Below are 23,813 nucleotides of genomic sequence, written 5' to 3'. Positions count from 1 at the left end.
TTTATTGCTTAAAATTTATAAAACTCTTATGTCCGCACCTCCTTTTTTAATTTCATTCAGTTTGGAATCCCCCTAAATCCCCCTTTAAAAAGGGGGACTTTCTCCCTCCTTTATTAAAGGAGGGTCGGGGAGGATTTAAAACCTGTCAGATTACTGACAAGCTTCACAATCAGGGTTGTCAATTGAACATGCCATTGGCACTGGAGCCGCTTGCGCAAAACCTTCTTCCTCTGCAGGAGCTTCAGGTTTTTGCGCTTCAACCACCGGAGCTGCTGCTACAACAGGAGCCGCAACAGTTGCGGGTTTAACGGCGTTCAATGCGCCAGTGTTAATTGTAGATTTCTCAGCAGAAGTCGCACCCAATGCACGTAGGTAATAAGTGGTTTTCAGACCACGTAACCAGGCCATCTTATAAGTGATGTCCAGTTTCTTACCATTTGCACCAGCGATGTAAAGGTTAAGAGACTGTGCTTGGTCGATCCATTTTTGACGACGTGAAGCAGCATCCACGATCCAGCGAGTTTCAACTTCAAACGCAGTCGCGAAGATCGCTTTAAGCTCTTCAGGAATACGGGAAATCTTCTGAACAGAACCTTCGAAGTGTTTCAGGTCATTGACCATTACCGCATCCCAAAGACCACGTTCTTTCAACGCACGTACCAGGTATGGGTTAATCACGGTGAATTCGCCAGACAGGTTGGATTTCACATACAAGTTCTGGAACGTTGGCTCAATTGATTGAGATACGCCACAGATGTTTGAAATCGTTGCAGTCGGTGCAATCGCCATCACGTTCGAGTTACGCATACCGTCTTTTTGAACTTTGGCACGTAAAGTATCCCAGTCCAGACGTTGAGTGCGGTCTACTTCGAACATGCGTTCTGGACGAGTTTTCGCAACCAGATCAAGCGAGTCGATTGGCAGAATACCTTGATCCCACAATGAACCCTTGAATGTTTCGTATGTACCACGTTCAACAGCCAAATCACTCGATGTTGAAATCGCGTAGTACGAAATCACTTCCATCGATTCATCAGCAAACTCGACCGCAGCATCAGAACCATAAGCCAGGTTCATCTCATACAGCGCATCCTGGAAGCCCATGATACCCATACCGACTGGACGGTGTTTCAGGTTCGAGTTGCGCGCTTGCGGAACAGCGTAGTAGTTGATGTCGATCACGTTGTCGAGCATACGAACGGCTGTTTTAACCGTACGTGCCAGTTTTTCGCGATCAAGAACACCACCTTGAACATGTTGTACCAGGTTAATCGAACCCAGGTTACATACCGCGATTTCTTCTTTGCTGGTGTTCAGCGTAATTTCTGTACATAAGTTAGAAGAGTGAACTACACCTACGTGTTGTTGTGGTGAACGCAGGTTACATACGTCTTTGAATGTGATCCACGGGTGACCAGTTTCAAACAGCATAGACAGCATTTTGCGCCACAAATCTTTTGCACGGATTTTCTTGTGCAACATGTTTGTTTCTTTGGCAATTGCTTCGTAATGCGTATAACGCTCAGCGAATGCAGCACCAGTCAAATCATGCAGATCAGGTGTTTCAGAAGGGGTGAACAGTGTCCATTCTGCATCTTCGAATACACGTTGCATGAACAGGTCAGGAACCCAGTTCGCAGTGTTCATGTCATGGGTACGACGACGGTCATCACCAGTGTTCTTACGAAGTTCCAGGAATTCTTCGATGTCGAGGTGCCAGGTTTCAAGGTATGCACATACTGCACCTTTACGCTTACCGCCTTGGTTCACTGCAACAGCTGTATCGTTCGCCACTTTCAGGAACGGAACAACACCTTGCGACTTACCATTTGTACCTTTGATGTATGAGTTCAAGGCACGAACTGGCGTCCAGTCATTACCTAAACCGCCTGCCCATTTAGACAGCATTGCGTTGTCACGCATTGCGCCATAGATGTCGTACAGGTCATCATCAATTGTAGTCAAGTAGCAGCTAGACAACTGTGGACGTAGCGTACCTGAGTTAAACAGGGTAGGCGTCGATGCCATGTAGTCGAAGCTAGATAATAAGTTATAGAACTCGATTGCACGGTCTTCACGGTTTTCTTCATTGAGCGACAAGCCCATAGAAACACGCATAAAGAACAATTGCGGAAGTTCGAAGCGTACGCCATCTGAATGGATGAAGTAACGGTCAAATAAAGTTTGAAGACCCAGGTAAGTAAACTGATTCGAGCGTTCCGGTTGAATCGCCGCTGCCAGTTTCGCCAAGTCAAAGTTCAATAATTCTGGAGAAAGCAGCTCAAGCTCAATCCCTTTTTTCAGGTAAGTTTCTAGCGCTTCACCTTCAACTGTATCTACAGGTAGACCCAGGAATTTCAAACCAGTCGCAACCAGGTCATCACGCAATAAACGTGCAGTCACATATGTATAGTTAGGCTCTTGCTCAATACGGGTACGGGTCGCCATCATCATCGTGGTCGAGATGTCAGACTCTTTTACGCCGTTGTACAAGTTTTTCACAGTCTCATCGACAATGGCTTGTACATCAATCCCTTCAAGGCCTTCTGCTGCTTTAGTAACATGCGCAGTTAAAGCACTTAAATCTAGTGGCTTGAGTTTGCCTTCAGCATCGGTAATTTGCAGGGTCGGGTGATGATGTGCACCTAACTGTTTACGTGCTTCAGAACGTTGTTCACGGTAAATGACATAAGAGCGTGCAACTTTCTGTTCGCCCGTACGCATTAGCGCAAGTTCAACTTGGTCTTGAATTTCTTCAATATGAATCGTTCCGCCAGAAGGTAAACGACGTTTAAAGGTATTTAATACCATTTCCGTCAGTTGCTCGATACGATCATGGATCCGGCTCGAGTCAGCGCTTTGTTGGCCTTCAACCGCCAAAAACGCTTTACCAATTGCGACAGAAATTTTTTCTGCATCAAAAGCGGCAACATCACCGGTGCGTTTAATCACCTGAAGTTGACCAGGAGTTGAAGTGATTACGCTCATGTTAGCATAGCTCCGTTGTCATCTATTTTTATGTTTATAGACCGTTTGAACTGGGCAAAATTTATGCCACAGTGTTTGAGGAATAAACACAAGACCTAGTGGTTTTAAAATTAATTGAACACAAGATACGGGAAAATTTAGGGTAGATCAATATTGACATTTAGCTAAATATTTTTCTTAAGTTGTGCTTTAATCCTTGTAAAAATATCGCTATTTTTATTGATTTTTGTATAAGCCTTATCAGGCAAGGCATAGCATAACAAAGTCAAAAGAAAGTGCTTATAGATAACACTGTGGATAACTAAAAAGTGCTGAATCAAGCAGTCATATTTTGTCCATGTAATAGTTGTGTAAATCGCAACTCAGATCTAAGCCACTGTTTCAAGCATAATTGTCCAAAAAATGCACGATAAAATATTACAAAATGCTATCTTGATGTATCAGTTTGGTGAACGCTATCTTGTTTACAATGTAAACGTGTGTATATTGCAAGCATATTAAAAACGTATCTATTGGATTTCAAAAGGATACGCCTATAGCGTAGATCCACCAAATAAGGGGCAATACATGAGCCAAGAAGAAAAGTTACCCAAGATTTTAATTGTTGAAGATGACGAGCGTCTTGCTCGTTTAACGCAAGAATACCTCATCCGTAACGGACTTGAGGTGGGGGTAGAGCCGGATGGTAACCGTGCCATTCGTCGGATTATTGCCGAGCAGCCAGATATGGTGGTGCTGGATGTAATGTTACCAGGTGCTGATGGCTTGACCATTTGCCGTGAAGTGCGTCCACATTATCATCAGCCGATTTTGATGTTGACTGCGCGTACTGAAGACATGGATCAGGTTTTAGGTCTGGAAATGGGTGCAGATGACTATGTCGCTAAGCCTGTTCAGCCGCGTGTATTGCTGGCACGTATTCGTGCATTATTGCGCCGTACTGATAAGGTACCTGAAGATGAAGTGGCACAGCGCATCGAATTTGATGATCTGGTCATCGACAACGGCGGTCGTTCAGTGACCTTAAATGGCGATCTGGTTGATTTTACCAGTGCAGAATATGACCTGTTATGGTTGCTTGCATCGAATGCTGGCCGTATTCTCTCTCGCGAAGATATTTTCGAGCGTTTACGTGGTATCGAATATGATGGCCAAGACCGTTCAATCGATGTGCGTATTTCTCGTATCCGTCCAAAAATCGGTGACGATCCAGAAAATCCGAAGCGTATTAAAACAGTACGTAGTAAGGGTTATCTTTTTGTTAAAGAGACCAATGGTCTTTAAGCAAATGTGGTTTGTTGCTTGAACAAGCAGGATAAATTATAGGTGTTTAAACACAGTATATTTTTGCGTATATACGCAGGACTCGTCATTCTTGTCGTCTTGGTGGCGGTGTTCGGCTATTTGTTGGTACAGATTATCAACTATCAGCGTGCGCAAGAATATCGCGAATCCCTGACTGATGGTATGGCATATATCATCAGTGAGGGGGTTGCACGCCAGCCAAATCTCCAGCAAAAAATGGATTGGGTTTCTGATGCCTCCGATTTGCTGGAATTGCCCATTCACTATGTAGAAGCCAGCAAGGTCGACATTACCCGTGCTGAAGGGCGCCGTATTGCCGAACGAAAAGCGGTGGTGCGTTGGGACGCTGAATCGGGTATTGCCTATATTGTAGTTGGGCTGCGTGATGACCCGGGTCATTACCTTTATATTAAGGCCGACAGCATTACTGAGCGCCAGATGAAGGCCTTACCAGTCTTTATTCTGGATTATCTGGTCTACTATCCAGGTCAGGAAAAAGAATACCTGGCTCGTATTCAGGATTATTTTTCTTATCCGGTTTCCATCGAAAACGTCCAGAATCTACCTTTAGACTCCGAGCAAATCGGACGTCTGCGTCTGGACCATAGCATCATTTTATACCGCGATAATGCCTCTATTCGTGGCACCACGATTTCAATTATTTCACCGATTCCTGGTTCGACTTCGCAAGTATTGGTCATGGGGCCGGTACCCTTGTTTAACTGGATGCCATTCCAGTTGGCGACCGGTATTACCTTATTAAGCCTTTTTGTGTTGAGTCTGGGTGTTTATGGTCTTCTGGTTCCGATGCAGCGTAAGTTGCGTGAAGTCAGCTATGCCTTAAACAAAATGAAATCGGGTAATATGTCATTGCGTCTTCCTGTGGAAGGCAGTGACGAGATGTCTACACTGGCGTCTAGCTATAACAATATGTCAGATCATATCCAGCGTTTGATCGAAGCGCAGCGTGAGTTGATGCGTGCGGTGTCGCATGAGTTGCGTACACCGGTGGCACGAATCCGCTTTGGTGTGGAAATGATGGCGGATGAAGATGACTACGATTATCGTCTGCAACAGGTGGAACAGATTGATAAAGATATTGAAGCGCTGAATACCTTGATTGATGAGATCATGACCTATGCCAAACTGGAACAGGGCATGCCGTCGATTGAGTTTGAGCAAATCGATCTGTATGACGTACTGAATCAGGTGGCACAAGAAACTGAAGCGCTGAAAACCCAGAAAATCATCGAATTACATCCAATGCCTGTTGCGGTCACAGTAGAGGCGGAGCGTCGTTATCTGCATCGTGTAATTCAGAATCTGGTCGGCAATGCTGTACGTTATTGCGATAATAAAATCTTGATTAGCGGCGGTCTGGATCAGGATGGTCAGGCCTATGTTTGCGTTGAAGATGACGGGCCGGGGATTCCAGAAATAGATCGTGCCCGCATTTTTGAAGCCTTTGCCCGACTGGATGATAGCCGTACCCGTGCGTCGGGTGGTTATGGTTTAGGTTTGTCGATTGTCAGCCGGATTGCGTACTGGTTTGGTGGCACGATTCAGGTGGATCAAAGTCCGACGCTGAGTGGTGCGCGTTTTACCATGACCTGGCCGGCACAACGTTATGTCAAGAAGAGTAAGCGCAAAATGCTGGAAAAAAAGCCAGAGGAAGCGAGTGATCATTTAGCTTGATATTGTGTAAATGATTTTGGTCATAAAAAAACGATGCATCAGCATCGTTTTTTATTGGAAGAGATTTTATTCCTGAATGGTCGCATCAGGTTCAATGAGTGATTTGCCCTCTTTTAAGCTTTGTAGCGCTTCAGGGTTAAAGTCGATCAACAGTTTGGTGTTTTTCGCATCGACGTTATAACGCTGAATCAGTTTTTGGTCGCCTGATAAGGTTTCGACTTTATATTCGTCAGCGATATTCATAATGCCATCCAGATTGATGCTGGAAGAAGCATGGTCCTCTTGAAAAAGTGCATGGATGTCACGTAAGTCAAAAGCTGCCTGGCTTATGTTGGGATTTTTCTGGATGTAATTTTCTATATGGCGAACCAGTAATTGAGCAAATAAAAAATAATTAGGTCGATGGGAAAAGCGTAGAGACATGCAAGGACTCCTTATTGTTACTTTATTAATGTCATGATGTGGTTTAGAAATAGAAATAACATATTCTGAATCAGTCCGTTGAGCATGTTGCAAAAAGACACAATTGCCAATCCAAGATTACCAAGTAGCTGCAGGGGGTAAAGCAACAGTTAAATATAAAAAATCACATTAAATATCAAGTTAAATCAATTGGTTTGAAAGAAAAAATAGTTGTTAAAATAAGTTTTTATCCGATTTAACTTGGATTCAATAGTGAAAAGGACTATATCTAAATGGGTGGGCGAGAAAAGCAGCTCATCGATCAGTCTATTTTCTGGCAGCGCTATTTATAGAAAAATTAATAGATAATTAAAATTTAATTTGGGAAAACGATTAAAACGAATTCTGAATGATTAAAGTCAAATTAAATGCTGAAATGTCTAAAAAATCATCCCAAAGACTAAGGCTTATAAACTAGCAAGTGAAATCCAAAATCAGGTACAATTGGCGGGATTAATTTTGTGTTTGGTGTATTTGAAGGCCAATACATACATTCTTTGTTAACAAATAGGCCTGCCAGGAGTTATCCCCGCATGAGTGCTATTACTCCATACGAATGGGCAATTATTGCCTTCGTGATCGGCGTTACATTTTTATGCGTCTTTATGCTGACTGTCCCATTACTCCTCGGGGGTAAATCATGGGGCCGTGCCAAGCAGGAGCAGTTTGAGTCAGGTGTAGTTAGCGCAGGTGGAGCTCGTATCCGCTTGTCTGCAAAGTTCTATTTAGTTGCAATTTTCTTTGTGGTGTTTGATTTAGAAGCACTTTATCTATATGCATGGGCAGTTTCTGTTCGTGAGGTAGGTTGGATTGGTTTTGCAACTGCAGCTATCTTTATCATAGTTTTACTTGTTGGTTTGATTTACGAATTATCGACAGGCGCACTCAATTGGGCACCTTCAGACAGACGTAAGGCAGCAGGAATTAAAGCTAAGATTGGTTCGCCAAATATGGATCTTGCAGAAATTACGCGCTTCAACTCGATTGAAGAATTGGTGATGGATCCAACGGGTCAAATCCCGGCTCAATCATCTGGTTTTGTGAAAAAGTCACAAACTCAATTATCTGATAAGGAGTAAGACGGGATGAAATATACATTAACCCGTGCGAATCCGAATGCTGACCAATATCCACTTCAGGAACGTATTGTTGTAGAAGATCCGTTGCTAGAAGAAGAAGTGAATAAAAATGTATTCATGACTCGCTTAGAGGATGTGGTACATACAGCAGTCAACTGGGGTCGTAAAAACTCAGTTTGGCCATTTAACTTTGGTACATCTTGCTGCTACGTAGAATATGCAACGACCTTGACCGGCGTGCATGACTTGTCACGTTTTGGTGCCGAGGTTATCCGTGCTTCACCGCGTCAGGCGGACTTAATGATTGTAGCGGGTACTTGCTTCGTAAAAATGGCGCCAGTAATTCAGCGTCTGTACGAACAGATGCTTGAACCAAAATGGGTCATTTCAATGGGTGCATGTGCCAACTCAGGTGGTATGTACGATATTTATTCAGTCGTACAAGGTGTGGATAAAATCATCCCGGTCGATGTGTATATTCCAGGTTGCCCACCACGTCCTGAAGCTTTGATTCAGGCATTGATGCTGTTGCAAGACCAGATTCAACTAGAGCGTCGTCCGCTTTCTGCGGTGATCGGTGATGATCTTAAGCCAGTGTATAAGCCAAAGATGATGCCGGAACGTGACCGTAAGAAAGACCAGCGTGTTGCTGTGAAGAACTTACGCTCTATGGATGAAATTAAATAATTTAAACGACAGGTTGTTTTGTTGTGCACCCGCTATGGGTGTAATTGTCGTTTAGGTTGACTGAATTTGTATTAAATAGGAAGCCAAGCCAATGGCTGAAACTGACATTGCTATGCCAGAATCAACGCCTGTTGATTCACGCCCAGCATTTGCCATCATTGAAGAACTCAAAACCAAATTTGGTGAGAACTTCTTTGTGCAAACGACTTTCGAGGATTTCCCGACAGTCTGGGTTGAGCGCGCACGTGTACAAGAAGTTTTAATGTTTTTGCGTACAGTGTCACGTCCTTACGTGATGTTGTTCGACCTGTCAGCGGTAGATGAGCGTCTGCGTACGCACCGCGACGGTTTACCTGCGTCTGACTTCACCGTGTTCTATCACCTGTTGTCGCTCGAGCGTAATACTGACATTCGTATTAAAGTTGCCTTAGCTGAAAGCGATTTGAATCTTCCGACGGCAACCAATATTTGGCCAAATGCCAACTGGTACGAACGTGAAGCTTACGATATGTTCGGGATCAATTTCGAAGGGCATCCAATGCTCCGTCGTATCTTGTTGCCAACCTATTGGGAAGGTCATCCGCTACGTAAAGAATATTCTGCACGTGCGACTGAATATACGCCGTATTTGCAAGATAAAGCCAAACAGGACTACGAACAGGAACATCTTCGTTTCGTCCCTGAAGATTGGGGTATGAAGCGTGGCAATGCCGATGAAGACTTTATGTTCCTGAACTTGGGTCCGAACCATCCATCTGCGCACGGTGCGTTCCGTGTGATCTTGCAGCTGGATGGTGAAGAAGTGAAAGACTGTGTGCCTGATATCGGTTATCACCACCGTGGTGTGGAAAAGATGGCTGAACGTCAAACCTGGCATTCATTCATTCCGTATACAGACCGTGTCGACTACCTCGGTGGTTGTGCGCAAAACATGCCTTACGTACTTGGCGTAGAGCAAATGGCCGGTATTACTGTACCTGACCGTGCGCAATGTATCCGCGTGATGATGTCTGAACTGTTCCGTATCAATAACCACTTGTTGTTCATTGGTACTGCGATTCAAGATGCCGGTGGTATGACGCCAGTCTTCTACATGTTTGCTGACCGTCAGAAAATCTATGACGCGATTGAAGCGATCACCGGTTATCGTATGCATCCGGCATGGTTCCGTATCGGTGGTACCGCACATGACCTTCCAAACAACTGGCAGCACCTGATCCGTGAAATTTTGGACTGGATGCCGAAACGTTTGAAGGAATATCATACTGCAGCGCTGAAAAACTCGGTGTTTGTGGGTCGTACCCGTAATGTTGCGCAATATGATGCAAAATCTGCATTGGCTTGGGGTGTAACAGGTACAGGTCTACGCGCTACAGGTATCGACTTTGACGTACGTAAATACCGTCCATATAGCGGTTATGAAAATTACGACTTCGAAGTGCCGGTTGAGTACGAAGGCGATGCCTATGCACGTGTCATCGTTCACTACCGTGAAATCGAAGAATCACTGAAAATTATCAAACAATGTTTAGATAATATGCCGTCTGGTGCGTACAAAGCAGACCATCCACTGGCTGTTCCACCACCAAAAGACAAGACATTACAAGATATTGAAACCTTGATTACGCACTTCCTGAGCGTATCTTGGGGTCCTGTAATGCCGGCGGGTGAAGCATCTGTGATGGCGGAAGTGGTGAAAGGCGCGTCGAACTACTACTTGACTTCAGACAAGTCAACCATGAGTTACCGTACCCGTATCCGTACACCAACCTTCACGCATTTACAGCAAATGCCTTCTGTGATTAACGGCAGCTTAATGTCTGACTTAATCATTTATTTAGCGACCATTGACGTCGTAATGGCTGACGTGGATCGCTAAGGGGTAATCGCATTATGATGATTTTGACTGATAAAAAGCCACGTGTGAATGTTGAAGGGATTTTGACTGCGGACGAAATTCACGATATCGAACATCACATGGGGCACTACCCATACCCACGTGCAGCGTGTCTAGATGCGCTGAAGTGTGTACAACGCCGTAATGGCTGGGTAGATGATGCGCAAATGAATGCCATCGCACAAATGCTCAGCATGAGCGTTGCAGACCTTGAAGGTGTGGCAACGTTCTATAACCGTATTTACCGTCAGCCGGTCGGTCGTCACGTAATTTTGTTATGTGATTCGATTGCGTGTTTCCTGATGGGTGCGGAAACTTTGGCAGAAGCATTCCAGCGCGAATTAGGCATTTCTTTTGGTCAAACGACTGCAGATGGTCGTTTCACTTTGCTGCCAATTTGCTGCCTGGGCAACTGTGACAAAGGTCCAACCTTAATGATTGATGAAGACACGCACGGTCTGGTTGAAGTGACTTCGGTGAAACAGCTGTTGGAGAAGTATGTATGAATACTGAACCAAAACCAATTTATGGCGACGGTAACCCGGAAACGCATCCATTAACATGGCGTTTAAGCAAACAAGCCAACGTGCGTAATGCAGATGATTACGAAGCGCTGGAAGGTTATGCAGGCTTTAAAAAAGCACTGACCATGTCGCCTAAAGATGTATTGGAAGTGGTTAAGGCAGCGACTGTTAAAGGTCGTGGTGGTGCAGGCTTCCCGGCAGGCATTAAATGGTCACTCATGGCGCCAAACGACAACTCAGGTCCACGTTACCTGATTTGTAATGCCGATGAGATGGAACCAGGTACCTTTAAAGACCGTTTGTTGATGGAAGATCTTCCTCATCAATTGATCGAAGGGATGCTGATTGCGGGTTATACGCTTGAAGCAACACACGGTTATATCTTTATCCGTGGCGAGTACATTGAAGCTGCTCAGTACTTAAATGAAGCACTTGAGCAAGTTCGTGCCAAAGGTTACTTAGGGGATAACATCCTTGGTACAGGCTGGAACTTCGAGTTACACGTGCATACCGGTGCGGGTCGTTATATCTGCGGTGAAGAGACTGCATTGATTAACTCGCTAGAAGGTCGCCGTGCCAACCCGCGTACTAAACCGCCATTCCCGCAAGTTGCAGGTGCTTGGGGTCGTCCTACGATTGTGAACAACGTAGAGACCTACAACAACTTACCGGCAATCATGCTGCGTGGTCCTGAATGGTACATCAACTTATCTGCGGGTAAGTCGAAAGATCCAGGCACCAAGATTTATGGTGCATCAGGTAAAGTGAAATTCCCGGGTCTATGGGAGCTTCCATTTGGTACGACAGCACGTGAAGTGATTGAAGACCATGCTGGTGGTATGCGTGACGGTTTGAAACTGAAAGCATGGTTACCGGGTGGTGCATCGACTGACTTCCTGGCTGCTGAGCATATTGATCTTCCTATGGATGCGGAAAGCATCATGAAGGCAGGTTCGCGTTTAGGGACTTGTTTGTTGATGGTGGTAGATGAAACCCAATGTATGGTTTCAGCGACACGTAACCTCGAAGAATTCTTTGCACGCGAATCATGTGGTTTCTGTACGCCTTGCCGTGATGGCTTACCTTGGGCGGTGAAAGCGCTGAAAGCACTGGAAGATGGCACAGGTAAGAAAGAAGATATCGATCACTTACAAGAACTGACTCGTAAGCTTTGGATTGGTAAAACTTTCTGTGCCCACGCACCGGGTGCAATGGAGCCGCTTATGGGCGCACTCAAATATTTCCGTGGCGAATTTGAAGCGAAGGTTGTGAATGCCGCCGCTCAAACCAGCAACGTAGAACAAGCTTAAGGAATTCGACTATGGCTACAATTCATGTCGATGGCAAATCGTATGAAGTCAACGGCTCGGAAAACTTGCTACAAGCATGTTTGAGTCTTGGCATTGATATCCCATACTTTTGTTGGCATCCATCCTTAGGTTCTGTCGGCTCTTGCCGTCAATGTGCCGTGACCCAGTACGCGAATCCAGAAGATACGCGTGGCCGTTTGGTCATGTCATGTATGACGCCTGCATCTGACAATACCTACATCTCGATTGAAGACAAAGAAGCCAAAGATTTCCGTGCTTCGATTGTTGAATTCTTGATGACCAACCACCCGCACGACTGTCCAGTCTGTGAAGAAGGTGGTCACTGTCATTTACAAGATATGACTGTAATGACGCAGCATGACCGTCGTCGCTACCGTTTCACCAAACGTACCCATTACAACCAGGAGCTTGGCTCATTCATTTCCCACGAAATGAACCGTTGTATCGCGTGTTACCGTTGTGTGCGTTATTACAAAGACTACGCAGGTGGTACGGACTTCGGCGTGTATGCCAACGCATCACGTGTATACTTCGGCCGTCCGGAATCAGGCACTTTAGAGTCTGAATTCTCGGGTAACCTGACTGAAGTATGTCCAACAGGTGTATTCACCGACAAAACTCATTCGGCTCGCTACAACCGTAAATGGGACATGCAGTATGCGCCAAGCGTATGCCAAGGCTGTTCTTCAGGTTGTAATATCTCTCCGGGTGAACGTTATGGCGAACTTCGCCGCGTAGAAAACCGTTATAACGGTGAAGTCAACCAGTACTTCTTATGCGACAAAGGCCGTTTCGGTACAGGTTATGTGAACCGTGAAGACCGTCCGCGTCAACCACAATTCCGTCAAGGTGCAACTGTTGAAACTGTTTCAGTGGATGCAGCACTAGACACGGTCATTGCAAATATCCAGGGCAAAAAAGTATTGGGTATTGGTTCACCGCGTGCATCACTTGAGTCGAACTTCGCACTTCGTGAGTTGGTGGGTCAAGAGAACTTCTCAACAGGTCTATCTCAAAAAGAGCAAAACCTGGTTGAACTTGCTGCTTCTATCATGCAAACCGAGGGTGTTTACAACCCGAACATGCGTGAAATTGAAAGCTACGATGCTGTGTTAATTTTGGGTGAAGACCTCACACAAACTGCGCCACGTATGGCTTTATCTGTTCGCCAGGCTGCGAAAAATAAAGGCAAAGAGATGGCGGCAGAGCGCCGTACGCAAGAATGGTTGGCTGAACCGGTACAACGTATTGCCCAAGATGCGAAATCTCCGATTTACATCCTGGCTGCGACACAAACCCGTTTGTCTGACGTTGCGGAAGGTGAAGTGGTTGCTTCTCCAAATGACATCGCACGTTTAGGCTTCGCGATTGCTGCGGGTGTGAAAGGTGAAGTCATCACTGGTCTTGATGACGATGCGAAAGCATTTGCACAAACCATTGCAGATACGCTGAAAGCTGCCAAGAAACCACTGATCATCTCTGGTACAAGTCTACAAGACGCAACCATCATGGAAGCTGCTGCACAAGTAGCACAAAACCTTGGTAATGCGGGCTTGACCTTGACGGTTCCTGAAGTGAACTCGATGGGTATGGCAATCTTTGGTGGTCAAAGCCTAGAGCAAGCATTTGCACAAGATTACGATACTGTGATTGTGGTTGAAAACGACCTTTACCGTCGTCTTCCTGCTGCACAGGTCGATGCTGCACTTGCAGGTAAAGATGTGATCGTACTGGATCACTCTGAAACTGCAACAGTGAAAAAAGCCGACATCGTACTTTCTGCTGCATCGTTTGCTGAAGGTGATGGTACTGTCGTTTCTCAAGAAGGCCGTGCACAACGTTTCTACCAAGTGTATGACCCAAGCTACTACAATCCTGAATTGGCGATCAAGGAATCTTGGCGCTGGTTACACGCTCTGGAAACAGGCGTAAAAGGCAAAGCGATTTCTTGGACTTTACTGGATGATGTGATCGAGTCAGTGGCGAAAAACGTTCCTGCGCTTGAAGGCATTCTGGATGTTGCACCTGATGCGGGCTTCCGTGTTCATGGCTTGAAAGTGGCACGTGAACCACGTCGTTACTCAGGTCGTACTTCAATGCGTTCGCCATTGTCTGTACATGAGCCGAAACAGCCTACAGATAAAGACTCCGCATTAACATTCTCGATGGAAGGTTATGTCGGAGACCAGACTCCATCTCCACTGGTTCCATTTGCATGGTCTGCAGGCTGGAACTCGCCACAAGCTTGGAACAAGTTCCAGGAAACTGTGGGTGGTTCACTGAAAGGTGGTGATTCAGGCGTTCGTTTATTCGACCGTTTGACAAAACGTCCGGCACGTACATTCGTTGCACCGGCACCTGTTCTGGTCAATGCTGAAAGCTTCCGTCTAGTACCGATGCACCATATTTTTGGTTCAGGTGAATTCACGGTAAAAACACCAGCGATGGAAACGCGTATTCCTGAAGCGGTATTTGCAGTGGGTGAGCAGGATGCAGCGCGCCTGAATGTTCAAGATGGTCAGACAATCACGGTGAAAGCAGGTGAGACATCAATCGTTCTTCCAGTTCAAGTGATTGAATATTTACCGACAGGTTATATTGGCTACCCAATCGGTCTGGCACCGACGGTATCTCTTGCAGAGCCTGTTTCAGTCGCGGTAGGAGTGTAATTCATGGAACAAGAATTAATCCGTCAAACGCCGCTGTGGGCTGAAAACTGGCCAATTGCCTATTCAGTCATTCAAGCGATTGTGATTTTGCTGGTTGTAGTACTGATCGCTGCGTTGATGTCTTTTATTGAACGTCGTTTACTCGGCTTGTGGCAAGACCGTTACGGTCCGAACCGTGTTGGTCCGGGTGGTATGTTCCAGATTGTTGCCGACATGCTGAAAATCATGTTCAAGGAAGACTGGACACCTAAGTTTGCTGACAAATTGACTTTCCGTATGGCGCCAGCAGTTGCGATGGCAACTGCGGTGCTGTCGTTCATGGTTATTCCTGTATCACCTTATTTAGGTGTAGCAGACATGAACATCGGCCTGTTGTTCTTTATGGCAATGGCGGGTATTGCAGTTTATGCAGTCCTGTTCGGTGGCTGGTCATCAAACAACAAATATGCCTTACTGGGCGGTTTACGTTCTGCAGCTCAAACCATTTCGTATGAAGTGTTCTTGGGTATCTCGTTGATGGGTGTGGTGGCAATTGCCGGTTCATTCAACATGCGTGAAATCGTTGAAGCGCAAAAAGATGTCTGGTTTGTGATTCCTCAGTTCCTAGGTTTCTTGATCTTCGTGGTTGCAGGTGTGGCGGTAACGCATCGTCACCCATTTGACCAACCAGAAGCAGAACAGGAACTGGCAGAAGGTTACCATGTCGAATACGGCGGTATGAAATGGGGGATGTTCTTCGTTGCGGAATACGTCAACGTGGTACTGATCTCTGCATTGATCGTGACTTTATTCTTCGGTGGCTGGCTTGCGCCATTCAACCTTGATATTCCGTTCCTTCCAACAGCATTCTGGTTCATTATCAAAACAGCATTCTTTGTAATGATGTTTGTACTGGCGCGTGGTTCTTTAATGCGTCCACGTTATGACCAGGTAATGAACTTTGGTTGGAAAATTTGCTTGCCATTGGCGTTGGTTAACCTTTTGGTAACTGGTGCTGTGATTCTGATGAATCAGGCCTAAGACAGCAGGGAGAACAAAATGTTTAAATTTCTAGCTGGATTCGGGTCAATCGTTCGTTCGTTGTGGATGGTGTTCAGCCACGCAACACGTAAACGTGACACCATTTTATATCCGGAAGTGCCGGCCGAAGAAATCGTGCCACCACGCTTCCGTGGTCGTATCGTATTGACGCGCGACCCTGATGGCGAAGAACGCTGTGTGGCATGTAACCTGTGTGCGGTTGCCTGTCCGGTAGGCTGTATTTCACTACAAAAAGCAGAACGTGAAGATGGTCGCTGGTATCCGGAATTTTTCCGTATCAACTTCTCGCGTTGTATTTTCTGCGGTATGTGTGAAGAAGCGTGTCCAACCACTGCGATTCAGATGACCCCGGACTTCGAGCTTGGCGAATATGTTCGTCAGGACTTGGTCTATGAAAAAGAACACCTGCTGATTTCTGGTCCTGGTAAATATCCTGACTATAACTTCTACCGTGTAACCGGTATGGCAGTTGCAGGCAAGGACAAAGGTCAAGCACAGCGTGAAAGTGCACCTGTTGATGTACGGAGTCTATTACCATGATGTGGCCATTTTATTTAATGGCCCTCGTGGCCATTGTCTCTACGGTTCGCGTTGTTACTAACGCGAATCCGGTACATGCTTTATTAAGCCTGATCGTGTCATTGCTTGCAGTCGCAGGCATGTTCCTGATCGTCGGTGCGCCATTCGCTGGTGCGCTGGAAGTGATCGTTTATGCGGGCGCGATCATGGTGTTGTTCGTGTTCGTGGTAATGATGCTGAACCTGGGTGAGCAGACCGTTGAACAAGAACGTAAATGGTTGACTTCATCGGCTTGGGCTTATCCGGCGTTGATGAGCTTCCTGATCGGTTTGGTGCTGGTATGGGTATTAAACTCTGATTACACACAAGCTTCACTTGTAATGGGTACAGAAATGGTGGGCCCGAAAGCAGTGGGTCAAGCACTCTTTACGCAATACTTGTTGTTGGTTGAAGTTGCAGCGATGTTATTGCTTGCTGCCTTGGTAGCTGCATTCCATTTGGGTAAACGTGAACCAGATGCAGAAGAGGAAAAAGAATAATGGGCAACATCCCTTTAGAGCATGGTTTGATCGTTGCATCTATTCTCTTTGCACTGGGTTTTTACGGTGTAATGGTGCGACGCAACCTACTATTTATTTTAATGAGCCTTGAAATCATGATGAACGCTGCTGCTTTAGCGTTCGTCCTGGCGGGCAGTGCATGGGCACAGCCAGATGGTCAGATCATGTTTATCCTGATCCTGACGCTTGCTGCGGCAGAGGCTTGTATTGGTCTTGCGATCGTCCTTCAGTTCTATCATCGCTTCCATCACCTGGATGTGGATGCTGCTAGTGAGATGCGCGGATGAGTTATTTATATCTAACAATTTTATTTCCGCTCATTGGTTTTGTCCTGTTAGCGGCGGGGCGTAACAAGCTTCCGGAATCTGTTGCAGCGATGATTGGTGTCGGTGCAGTCGGTTTATCTGCACTGTTCGCACTGATTGCGGGTATGGACTTTGTTAATAATGGTTCAACTGCAGTTGTGCAACATCTTTGGACCTGGTTCAGTGTTGGCGGTTTTGCTCCGGGCATCAGCTTGCAGCTGGATGGCTTGTCTTTATTGATGCTGGGCATGGTGACAGGTGTGGGTTTCTTAATTCACATCTTTGCATCATGGTACATGCGCGGTGAAGAAGACTTCGCACGTTTCTTCTCTTACTTTAATCTGTTCGTTGCGAGCATGTTGCTGTTAGTACTAGGCGATAACTTAGCGTTATTGTTCCTAGGCTGGGAAGGCGTAGGTCTGTGTTCATACCTATTGATTGGCTATTACTATCAGAATCCTGCAAATGGTCTGGCGGCAATAAAGGCATTTACCGTGACCCGTATCGGTGACGTATTCTTGCTGATTGCCATGTTCCTGATCTTCCAGCAATTCAGTACCTTGAACATTCAGTACATCGTTGAAAATGCAGCGACTGTAATGACACAAAGTTCATCTCTGACCATCTGGACAGCCTTGCTCTTGTTCTTAGGTGCTGCAGGTAAATCTGCACAGATCCCGTTACAAACATGGTTAGCCGATGCGATGGCAGGTCCGACACCTGTTTCTGCATTGATCCATGCTGCAACGATGGTAACCGCAGGTGTTTACCTGTGCTGCCGTCTGTTTGCAGTCTTTGAACTTGCACCAGAAGTGATGGTATTTATTTCGATCACAGGTGCGGTGACCTTACTGGTTGCTGGTTTTGCTGCACTGGTTCAAACCGATATCAAACGTATTCTGGCTTACTCAACTATGAGTCAGTTGGGTTATATGTTTATGGCGGTGGGTGCTGAAGCATATCAGGCAGGTCTGTTCCATATGCTGACTCACGCATTCTTCAAGGCACTCTTGTTCTTGTCGTCTGGTGCAGTGATTCTGGCTTATCATCACGAACAAAACATCTTCAAGATGGGCGGTCTGTTCTACAAGAACAAATTCCTGTTTGCATGTTTCGCGATTGGTGGCGGTGCATTGGCAGCGATTCCATTCCTGACGATTGGTTTCTTCTCAAAAGATGCGATTCTTGCTGCAGTCTGGACGCAAAGTCATATTGCTGGTTTACCAGTGTATAACACGCTGTACTGGGTCGGTGTTGCAGGTGCATTCTTAACGTCTATTTATACATTCCGTTTAATCTGGGTTGTATTCTTCGGCAAAGAAAACACGCCTTATCACGAAATTAAAGGTGCAACTTACTGGGCGCCACTGGCGATTCTTGCTGTACTTTCAACAGGTCTTGCGATCGTACTAAAAGCACCAGTGATGAGCATTCTGGATGCTGCACAAATTCCAGCCTTCATTATTCCTGAAGCGCTTGAAGCAGGTGCACATGGTGCTGAATACATCGCAATCGCTGTTGCTTTAACAGGTCTTGCAGTCGGTGTCGTGCTGTTTGCTTTTGCTTACAATGCAGTCAAACGTTTTGCAGCCACTTCTGTAGGGGCTGGCTTGGTCAATATCTGCCGTAATGCATTAGGTTTCGATACGCTGTATGACATCATTTTCGTGAAGCCATATTTAATGTTCGCGAAGATCTTTGGTCGTGATCCAATTGATGGCCTATGGCTGGTACTTCCTGCACTTGTTAAAGGTGGTCACAGCTTTACAAGTTCACGTCAAACCGGTTCACTGCGTGAATATGCATCTAGTATGGGGCTCGGTGTCGTTGTCCTACTGATGATCTTGATCGTGATTCAGGTCGTGGGGAAATAAAATGGAAGCTCCAAACAATATTATTTTGCCGGCTCTGATCCTCATTCCGTTCATTGCAGGTTTCATATGCTGGTTGGTCGATAAACTCGACCAACACTTACCGCGTTATATCGCGCTGATCGGTATGCTGGTGACGTTGGTTTTGACCATCGTCCTTTGGCAGACTGGTACCTATAACTATGAATTAGGCGGTGCTACACCTTCGTGGGCTGCCGAATTCAAATTGCCTTGGATTCAAACCCTGGGTATTAATATTCACTTGGCAGTGGATGGTTTATCACTTCTTATGGTTGGCTTGACTGCACTCCTGGGTGTGCTGGCAGTAGGCTGTTCATGGGGCGAGATTCAAAAGAACGTTGGTTTCTTCCACTTGAACCTTTTATGGTCGTTGGGTGGCGTCATCGGTGTATTCCTTGCGATTGACCTGTTCCTGTTCTTCTTCTTCTGGGAGATGATGCTGGTACCGATCTACTTCCTGATTGCCCTTTGGGGTCATAAAGGGGCAGAAGGCAAGTCACGTGTTTATGCAGCTAACAAGTTCTTCATTTACACGCAGGTTGCCGGTTTGGTGATGCTGATTGGTATCCTTGGTCTGGTGACTGTGGGCTATACCATGACTGGCGAAATCCGTTTCGACTACAACTATCTATTAGGTGTGGCGAATACGCTTGACGCTCAGGCGCCAGCGGTGGCTTATGCATTCATGATCTGTTTATTCATCGGTTTTGCGGTAAAACTTCCAGTTTTCCCATTACACGGCTGGTTACCAGATGCGCATGCGCAAGCACCAACAGCGGGTTCTGTCGATCTTGCAGGTATCTTGATTAAGACTGCGGCGTACGGTTTATTACGTTTCGTGATTCCGTTCTTCCCGGCAGCGTCTGCACAGTTTGCAGACTTCGCAATCATTCTTGGTTTAATCGGTATTTTCTACGGTGCTTGGTGTGCTTTCCAGCAAACCGACATGAAACGCCTGTTGGCTTATACCTCTATTTCACACATGGGCTTCGTTTTACTTGCGATCTACGCAGGTAACATCCTGACCTTCCAAGGTCTGATGATCATGATGTTGGCACATGGTATTTCATCTGCTGCACTGTTCATTATGTGTGGTCAGGTATATGAGCGTGTGCATACGCGTGATATGCGTTTGATGGGTGGTATGCGTGGTCAATTCTCGTATCTTGCATTCTTCCTGATGTTCTTCGTTGCGGCGTTGGTTGGTATTCCAGGTCTAGGTAACTTCATTGGTGAGTTCCTGATCCTGATGGGTGCTTATGCGAAATTTCCGGCGTTTACCATTCTTGCGGCAATCAGCTTGGTATTTGCAGGTCTGTACGGTCTGATCCTGATTCACAAAGCCTTGTTTGGTGTACCAAATGAAGCACAACAGCAGCACTATACAAATCCGTTAAAAGATCTAAATGCACGTGAAATCGCATTATTGTTGATCTGTGCGTTTGGTCTACTTTGGCTTGGTCTATATCCACAAAGCTTCCTTGACGTTTCTAACTCAAGCATGGCGTGGTTAGCGAATAGCTACATTCCAGTTCAAGAAGTGGTTGAAGTTGCTGATCAAGTAACGACTCAACTTGAAAATGTGGAGATCCAATAAGCCATGAACTTCACAATGTCTTTTTCTGAGCTTATGCCTCTAGCACCTGTGATGATCGTGTCGTTAACTGCGATCGTCGTGATGTTGCTGACCGCAATCAAGCGTAACCATAACCTAGTGGCTACCACCACGGTGATTGGTTTAAACCTTGCTGCGTTCTATATCATTTTCGTTTTGTTGGCGGGCGTATTTGCACCTGCCAACGTGATGAATCTGTTCATCGTAGATCCATTTACGATGCTGTACCAGTTTGTGATCCTGGTTGCTGCACTTGCATGTGCAACGCTATCTCACGCGTATATCGAAACCTATAAAGATAACCGTGAAGAGCTGTATATCCTGATGCTGACATCCGTTGCGGGTGCTATGCTAATGGTAGCTAGCTCACACTATGCATCATTCTTTATTAGCCTTGAGTTAATGTCGATTCCTGTATATGGCTTGTTGGCATATACACATCAACGTTCTCAATCGCTTGAAGCGGGTGTGAAATATCTGGTGCTTTCAGCAACTGCGTCTGCAATGCTGCTCATGGGTATGGCATATATTTATGCATATACAGGTACTTTAAGTTTCGTTGCTGAACCAGGCAAACTGTTTACCGTATTCAGTCAACCGGCTGTCGTGATTGGTCTGGCTTTAATTGTATTTGCTGTGGCATTTAAATTATCGCTTGCACCATTCCACAAATGGACACCAGACGTATACGCTGGTGCACCAGCGCCAATCGCGACTTTCCTTGCGACAGTTGCAAAAGTGGCGATGATTGGTCTTTTTGTTCGTTATGCATTGTCTTCAGGTTTAATTTTGGCAGACAGCTTCGTCACCATCATTTCGATTATTGCGGTTCTGTCTATCCTTGCAGGTAACTTGCTGGCGGTTCGCCAGGTGAACTTGAAACGTATCTTGGCATACTCTTCAATTGCACACTTTGGTTATTTGCTGGTTGCCATCGTAAGTTCACGTAATACGGATTTCTTACAGGTTCAAGGTTTCGCGACTTTTGAAAGTGTAAACGTCTACGTGATTACCTATGTATTAACCACGATCGGTGCGTTCGGTGTTGTTACGCTGATGTCTAGTCCGTATAACAATACGGATGAAGCGGGTAGTCTGGCTGAATACCGTGGTCTGTTCTGGCGCCGTCCAGTATTGACTGCTGTATTGACGGTGATGATGCTGTCTCTTGCAGGTATTCCATTAACTGCCGGCTTTATCGGTAAGTTCCTGGTGATAAAAACTGCGGTTGCAGGCGAAGCCTGGTTCCTGACTGCGATGGTCATCTTGGGTTCTGGTATCGGTCTGTACTACTACCTGCGTGTGATGGTTGTGCTTTACATGACACCACCTGAAACACCACGTCTAGATGCGGTGAATCATTGGGGCCAAAAAGTGGGTGGTATCATGGTACTTCTTGCTGCGCTTGCGGTACTTGTGATTGGTGTCTACCCAGATCCAGTGATTGCAGTATCTAAATATGCATTCTTTGCCATGTCACCTGAATTGCAACAGTTCATTTTCACTTTGGTTCAAAGTGGTTTTAACTAATATCTGCAAAGATTGACGTTATTACAAAAAAGCCTCCATGATTGGGGGCTTTTTTATTTATACAAATCAATAAAAGCCTTTATAATAGCGGAAATTTATCTTTAACCTTTTAGGTGTTCTCCCGTGGCAATCCATGAAATCCGTCATCCACTCATTCGACATAAGCTTGGTTTACTCCGTCGTGCAGATATCAGTACCAAGAATTTCCGTGAGTTAGCTCAAGAAGTGACCATGCTTCTGACTTATGAAGCAACTAAAGACCTGCCAATGGTTGAACATGATATTGATGGCTGGAATGGTGCTGTTACAGTTGATCGTATTGCGGGTAAAAAAATCACGGTTGTGCCAATTCTACGTGCCGGTATTGGCATGCTTGACGGTTTCCTGAACCTGATTCCAAGTGCGAAAGTATCGGTACTTGGTTTAGAGCGTGATGAAGAAACTCTGGAAGCACGTACCTATTATAAAAAACTGGTTCCAGACGTACAAAACCGTATCGCAATGATCATTGATCCAATGTTGGCGACCGGTTCTTCTTTAGTGGCTGCAATTGATGTACTGAAAGCCAGCGGCTGTAAAGATATTCGTGTGATGGTTCTAGTTGCTGCACCAGAAGGCATTAAGCGTGTAGAAGCTACGCATCCGGATGTTGTGATTTTTACTGCTTCTATCGATAATGGCTTAAATGAAAATGGTTATATCGTTCCAGGTCTTGGCGATGCTGGCGATAAAATCTTTGGTTCAGTTCAAAAAGACTAATTTTTGAATATGATGAAAAAAGGGGCTACTACAGCCTCTTTTTTATATAATGTAGACAGGGCATTTTCAGGATAGGACAATAGCATGAAAGATGAATTGTATCAGGGCAAAATCAAACAGTATGACCCTGCCAAAGGTTTCGGTTTTATTGGCTGCGCTGAGGGAGATGTATTCTTCCATATTTCAGACTTCCCTGCGGCAGAAGGCGAGCCAAAACGCAATGAACGCGTGAAATTTAATGTTGTTGAAAATGGTGATAAGTACAAAGCGATTAAGATTGAACGTGTCGAAGACAACTCAAAGAAAGCTAAAAAAACCAAAGTGGCAACACACAATAAATCAATTACATCGGCATTGTTAAACAACTTCCGTGGTTAATGGATAATCTTCATACTTAAATCGTGTTGAGTCACATTTTAAAAGAGGCTTTCGAGCCTCTTTTTTATAATGCCACCGCTTACATATTTAAAGAGACAGATAACACATAAAAAATCCACCGAACAGCAACAATGCTGAACATTTCCTTTGGCTTAGAATACAAATTAAATGAATTCTATAGAGAAAAGTGTCATGTTTACGGATGGAAAAATTAAAACTTACGATTCCGAACGTGGTATGGGTACTTTGGAGTTGGTAGGGGAAGCTCAAGAGTTAAGTTTCAAGTTACAGGATCTACCTTCGCCTGAAATTGAGCCACAAATTGGAGAGCGGCTTAAATTTAGAATCATTCCTCAACAAGAAAGCATGACCTTAGACAACATGGTACGTCTACATATTAAAGCGCAGGATGAATTTGTGCCAGAAGTCGTCGCCTTGCAATCCTTGGCACCCACAGTCGCTGTTCCTGTACGTAATTCACTTTTCTTTAGTCCGACCCTATGGCTGGCATTGGCATCAGCTGTTGGTTTTATGATTTTTGGCGAAGTATAAATAAAAACAGAAATTTTATTTTTTT

20 protein-coding genes are annotated in these 23,813 nt (G+C 45.4%); 18 read left to right on the top strand and 2 right to left on the bottom strand.

The window, feature by feature from the left end; genetic code table 11:
- Positions 1-150 precede the first annotated feature (150 nt).
- Positions 151-2,988: a ribonucleoside-diphosphate reductase subunit alpha gene (locus tag F894_RS12035; protein WP_005247908.1), complete on the bottom strand. Its 2,838-nt coding sequence runs from the start codon at positions 2,986-2,988 to the stop codon at positions 151-153.
- Positions 2,989-3,555: 567 nt separating this feature from the next.
- On the opposite strand from F894_RS12035, the gene bfmR reads away from it, so the two are divergent.
- Both bfmR and bfmS read left to right on the top strand, forming a co-directional pair.
- Positions 3,556-4,272: a response regulator transcription factor BfmR gene (gene bfmR, locus F894_RS12030; protein ID WP_004280782.1), complete on the top strand. Its 717-nt coding sequence runs from the start codon at positions 3,556-3,558 to the stop codon at positions 4,270-4,272.
- Positions 4,273-4,314: 42 nt separating this feature from the next.
- Entirely contained in the window at positions 4,315-5,988 is a 1,674-nt protein-coding gene (bfmS, locus tag F894_RS12025) for a sensor histidine kinase BfmS (RefSeq protein ID WP_005247906.1), read from the top strand.
- Positions 5,989-6,054: 66 nt separating this feature from the next.
- Here the strand turns inward: bfmS and F894_RS12020 are convergent, their stop codons facing one another.
- Positions 6,055-6,411 (bottom strand): hypothetical protein, encoded by a 357-nt coding sequence (locus F894_RS12020; RefSeq protein WP_005247904.1) that lies wholly within the window; start codon positions 6,409-6,411, stop codon positions 6,055-6,057.
- Between the two features lie 572 nt (positions 6,412-6,983).
- Between F894_RS12020 and ndhC the strand changes: the two genes are divergently transcribed.
- From ndhC to F894_RS11940, 16 genes are all read left to right on the top strand, one after another.
- Positions 6,984-7,529: an NADH-quinone oxidoreductase subunit A gene (ndhC, locus tag F894_RS12015; protein WP_004280779.1), complete on the top strand. Its 546-nt coding sequence runs from the start codon at positions 6,984-6,986 to the stop codon at positions 7,527-7,529.
- A gap of 6 nt (positions 7,530-7,535) precedes the next feature.
- Complete coding sequence (locus F894_RS12010; RefSeq protein ID WP_004280778.1) at positions 7,536-8,216, top strand: NuoB/complex I 20 kDa subunit family protein; 681 nt, start codon at positions 7,536-7,538, stop codon at positions 8,214-8,216.
- Positions 8,217-8,307: 91 nt separating this feature from the next.
- Positions 8,308-10,095, top strand: a complete 1,788-nt coding sequence (gene nuoC / locus F894_RS12005) for an NADH-quinone oxidoreductase subunit C/D (protein WP_004732074.1) — start codon at positions 8,308-8,310, stop codon at positions 10,093-10,095.
- Between the two features lie 14 nt (positions 10,096-10,109).
- Positions 10,110-10,619: an NADH-quinone oxidoreductase subunit NuoE gene (gene nuoE, locus F894_RS12000; protein WP_005247901.1), complete on the top strand. Its 510-nt coding sequence runs from the start codon at positions 10,110-10,112 to the stop codon at positions 10,617-10,619.
- Positions 10,616-11,947, top strand: coding sequence for an NADH-quinone oxidoreductase subunit NuoF (nuoF, locus tag F894_RS11995; protein ID WP_004280774.1), 1,332 nt, complete (start codon positions 10,616-10,618; stop codon positions 11,945-11,947). Before nuoE ends, nuoF begins: the two co-directional genes overlap by 4 nt.
- An 11-nt stretch (positions 11,948-11,958) precedes the next feature.
- Positions 11,959-14,637: an NADH-quinone oxidoreductase subunit NuoG gene (gene nuoG, locus F894_RS11990; RefSeq protein WP_005247899.1), complete on the top strand. Its 2,679-nt coding sequence runs from the start codon at positions 11,959-11,961 to the stop codon at positions 14,635-14,637.
- Positions 14,638-14,640: 3 nt separating this feature from the next.
- A complete protein-coding gene (gene nuoH / locus F894_RS11985) occupies positions 14,641-15,657 on the top strand; it encodes an NADH-quinone oxidoreductase subunit NuoH (protein WP_005247897.1) in 1,017 nt (338 codons plus the stop codon).
- 18 nt (positions 15,658-15,675) lie between these two features.
- The gene (gene nuoI, locus F894_RS11980) at positions 15,676-16,218 is read left to right on the top strand and encodes an NADH-quinone oxidoreductase subunit NuoI (RefSeq protein WP_004280771.1); all 543 of its coding nucleotides are present in this window, start codon (positions 15,676-15,678) and stop codon (positions 16,216-16,218) included.
- A complete protein-coding gene (gene nuoJ, locus F894_RS11975) occupies positions 16,218-16,736 on the top strand; it encodes an NADH-quinone oxidoreductase subunit J (RefSeq protein WP_171054322.1) in 519 nt (172 codons plus the stop codon). The genes nuoI and nuoJ overlap by 1 nt, the downstream gene beginning before the upstream one ends.
- Positions 16,736-17,044, top strand: a complete 309-nt coding sequence (nuoK, locus tag F894_RS11970; protein ID WP_004280769.1) for an NADH-quinone oxidoreductase subunit NuoK — start codon at positions 16,736-16,738, stop codon at positions 17,042-17,044. Before nuoJ ends, nuoK begins: the two co-directional genes overlap by 1 nt.
- On the top strand, positions 17,041-18,936 hold the full coding sequence (nuoL, locus tag F894_RS11965) for an NADH-quinone oxidoreductase subunit L (protein WP_005247894.1): 1,896 nt from the start codon (positions 17,041-17,043) through the stop codon (positions 18,934-18,936). The genes nuoK and nuoL overlap by 4 nt, the downstream gene beginning before the upstream one ends.
- A gap of 1 nt (position 18,937) precedes the next feature.
- A complete protein-coding gene (gene nuoM, locus F894_RS11960) occupies positions 18,938-20,551 on the top strand; it encodes an NADH-quinone oxidoreductase subunit M (protein WP_005247892.1) in 1,614 nt (537 codons plus the stop codon).
- Between the two features lie 3 nt (positions 20,552-20,554).
- Positions 20,555-22,099 (top strand): NADH-quinone oxidoreductase subunit NuoN, encoded by a 1,545-nt coding sequence (gene nuoN, locus F894_RS11955; protein WP_005247890.1) that lies wholly within the window; start codon positions 20,555-20,557, stop codon positions 22,097-22,099.
- A 123-nt stretch (positions 22,100-22,222) separates the two neighbouring features.
- Positions 22,223-22,858 carry a uracil phosphoribosyltransferase gene (upp, locus tag F894_RS11950; protein ID WP_004280765.1) on the top strand — a complete coding sequence of 212 codons (636 nt, stop codon included), beginning with the start codon at positions 22,223-22,225 and terminating at the stop codon, positions 22,856-22,858.
- 84 nt (positions 22,859-22,942) lie between these two features.
- Complete coding sequence (locus F894_RS11945) at positions 22,943-23,236, top strand: cold shock domain-containing protein (RefSeq protein ID WP_004732065.1); 294 nt, start codon at positions 22,943-22,945, stop codon at positions 23,234-23,236.
- Positions 23,237-23,428: 192 nt separating this feature from the next.
- Positions 23,429-23,788, top strand: coding sequence for a hypothetical protein (locus F894_RS11940; RefSeq protein WP_005247886.1), 360 nt, complete (start codon positions 23,429-23,431; stop codon positions 23,786-23,788).
- Positions 23,789-23,813: the final 25 nt, after the last annotated feature.

The sequence above is a fragment of the Acinetobacter sp. CIP 51.11 genome (assembly GCF_000369665.1).
In the GTDB taxonomy this organism is placed as follows: Bacteria; Pseudomonadota; Gammaproteobacteria; order Pseudomonadales; family Moraxellaceae; genus Acinetobacter; species Acinetobacter lwoffii_S.
The sequence above is the reverse complement of the archived record's forward strand: the minus strand, read 5'-3'. Positions and strand labels throughout refer to the sequence as shown.

Coding starts and splice junctions, on each gene's coding strand:
- F894_RS12035 (WP_005247908.1), bottom strand. CDS start 2,988: ATGAGCGTAATCACTTCAACTCCTGGTCAACTTCAGGTGATTAAACGC.
- bfmR (WP_004280782.1), top strand. CDS start 3,556: ATGAGCCAAGAAGAAAAGTTACCCAAGATTTTAATTGTTGAAGATGAC.
- F894_RS12020 (WP_005247904.1), bottom strand. CDS start 6,411: ATGTCTCTACGCTTTTCCCATCGACCTAATTATTTTTTATTTGCTCAA.
- ndhC (WP_004280779.1), top strand. CDS start 6,984: ATGAGTGCTATTACTCCATACGAATGGGCAATTATTGCCTTCGTGATC.
- F894_RS12010 (WP_004280778.1), top strand. CDS start 7,536: ATGAAATATACATTAACCCGTGCGAATCCGAATGCTGACCAATATCCA.
- nuoC (WP_004732074.1), top strand. CDS start 8,308: ATGGCTGAAACTGACATTGCTATGCCAGAATCAACGCCTGTTGATTCA.
- nuoE (WP_005247901.1), top strand. CDS start 10,110: ATGATGATTTTGACTGATAAAAAGCCACGTGTGAATGTTGAAGGGATT.
- nuoF (WP_004280774.1), top strand. CDS start 10,616: ATGAATACTGAACCAAAACCAATTTATGGCGACGGTAACCCGGAAACG.
- nuoG (WP_005247899.1), top strand. CDS start 11,959: ATGGCTACAATTCATGTCGATGGCAAATCGTATGAAGTCAACGGCTCG.
- nuoH (WP_005247897.1), top strand. CDS start 14,641: ATGGAACAAGAATTAATCCGTCAAACGCCGCTGTGGGCTGAAAACTGG.
- nuoI (WP_004280771.1), top strand. CDS start 15,676: ATGTTTAAATTTCTAGCTGGATTCGGGTCAATCGTTCGTTCGTTGTGG.
- nuoJ (WP_171054322.1), top strand. CDS start 16,218: ATGTGGCCATTTTATTTAATGGCCCTCGTGGCCATTGTCTCTACGGTT.
- nuoK (WP_004280769.1), top strand. CDS start 16,736: ATGGGCAACATCCCTTTAGAGCATGGTTTGATCGTTGCATCTATTCTC.
- nuoL (WP_005247894.1), top strand. CDS start 17,041: ATGAGTTATTTATATCTAACAATTTTATTTCCGCTCATTGGTTTTGTC.
- nuoM (WP_005247892.1), top strand. CDS start 18,938: ATGGAAGCTCCAAACAATATTATTTTGCCGGCTCTGATCCTCATTCCG.
- nuoN (WP_005247890.1), top strand. CDS start 20,555: ATGAACTTCACAATGTCTTTTTCTGAGCTTATGCCTCTAGCACCTGTG.
- F894_RS11945 (WP_004732065.1), top strand. CDS start 22,943: ATGAAAGATGAATTGTATCAGGGCAAAATCAAACAGTATGACCCTGCC.
- F894_RS11940 (WP_005247886.1), top strand. CDS start 23,429: ATGTTTACGGATGGAAAAATTAAAACTTACGATTCCGAACGTGGTATG.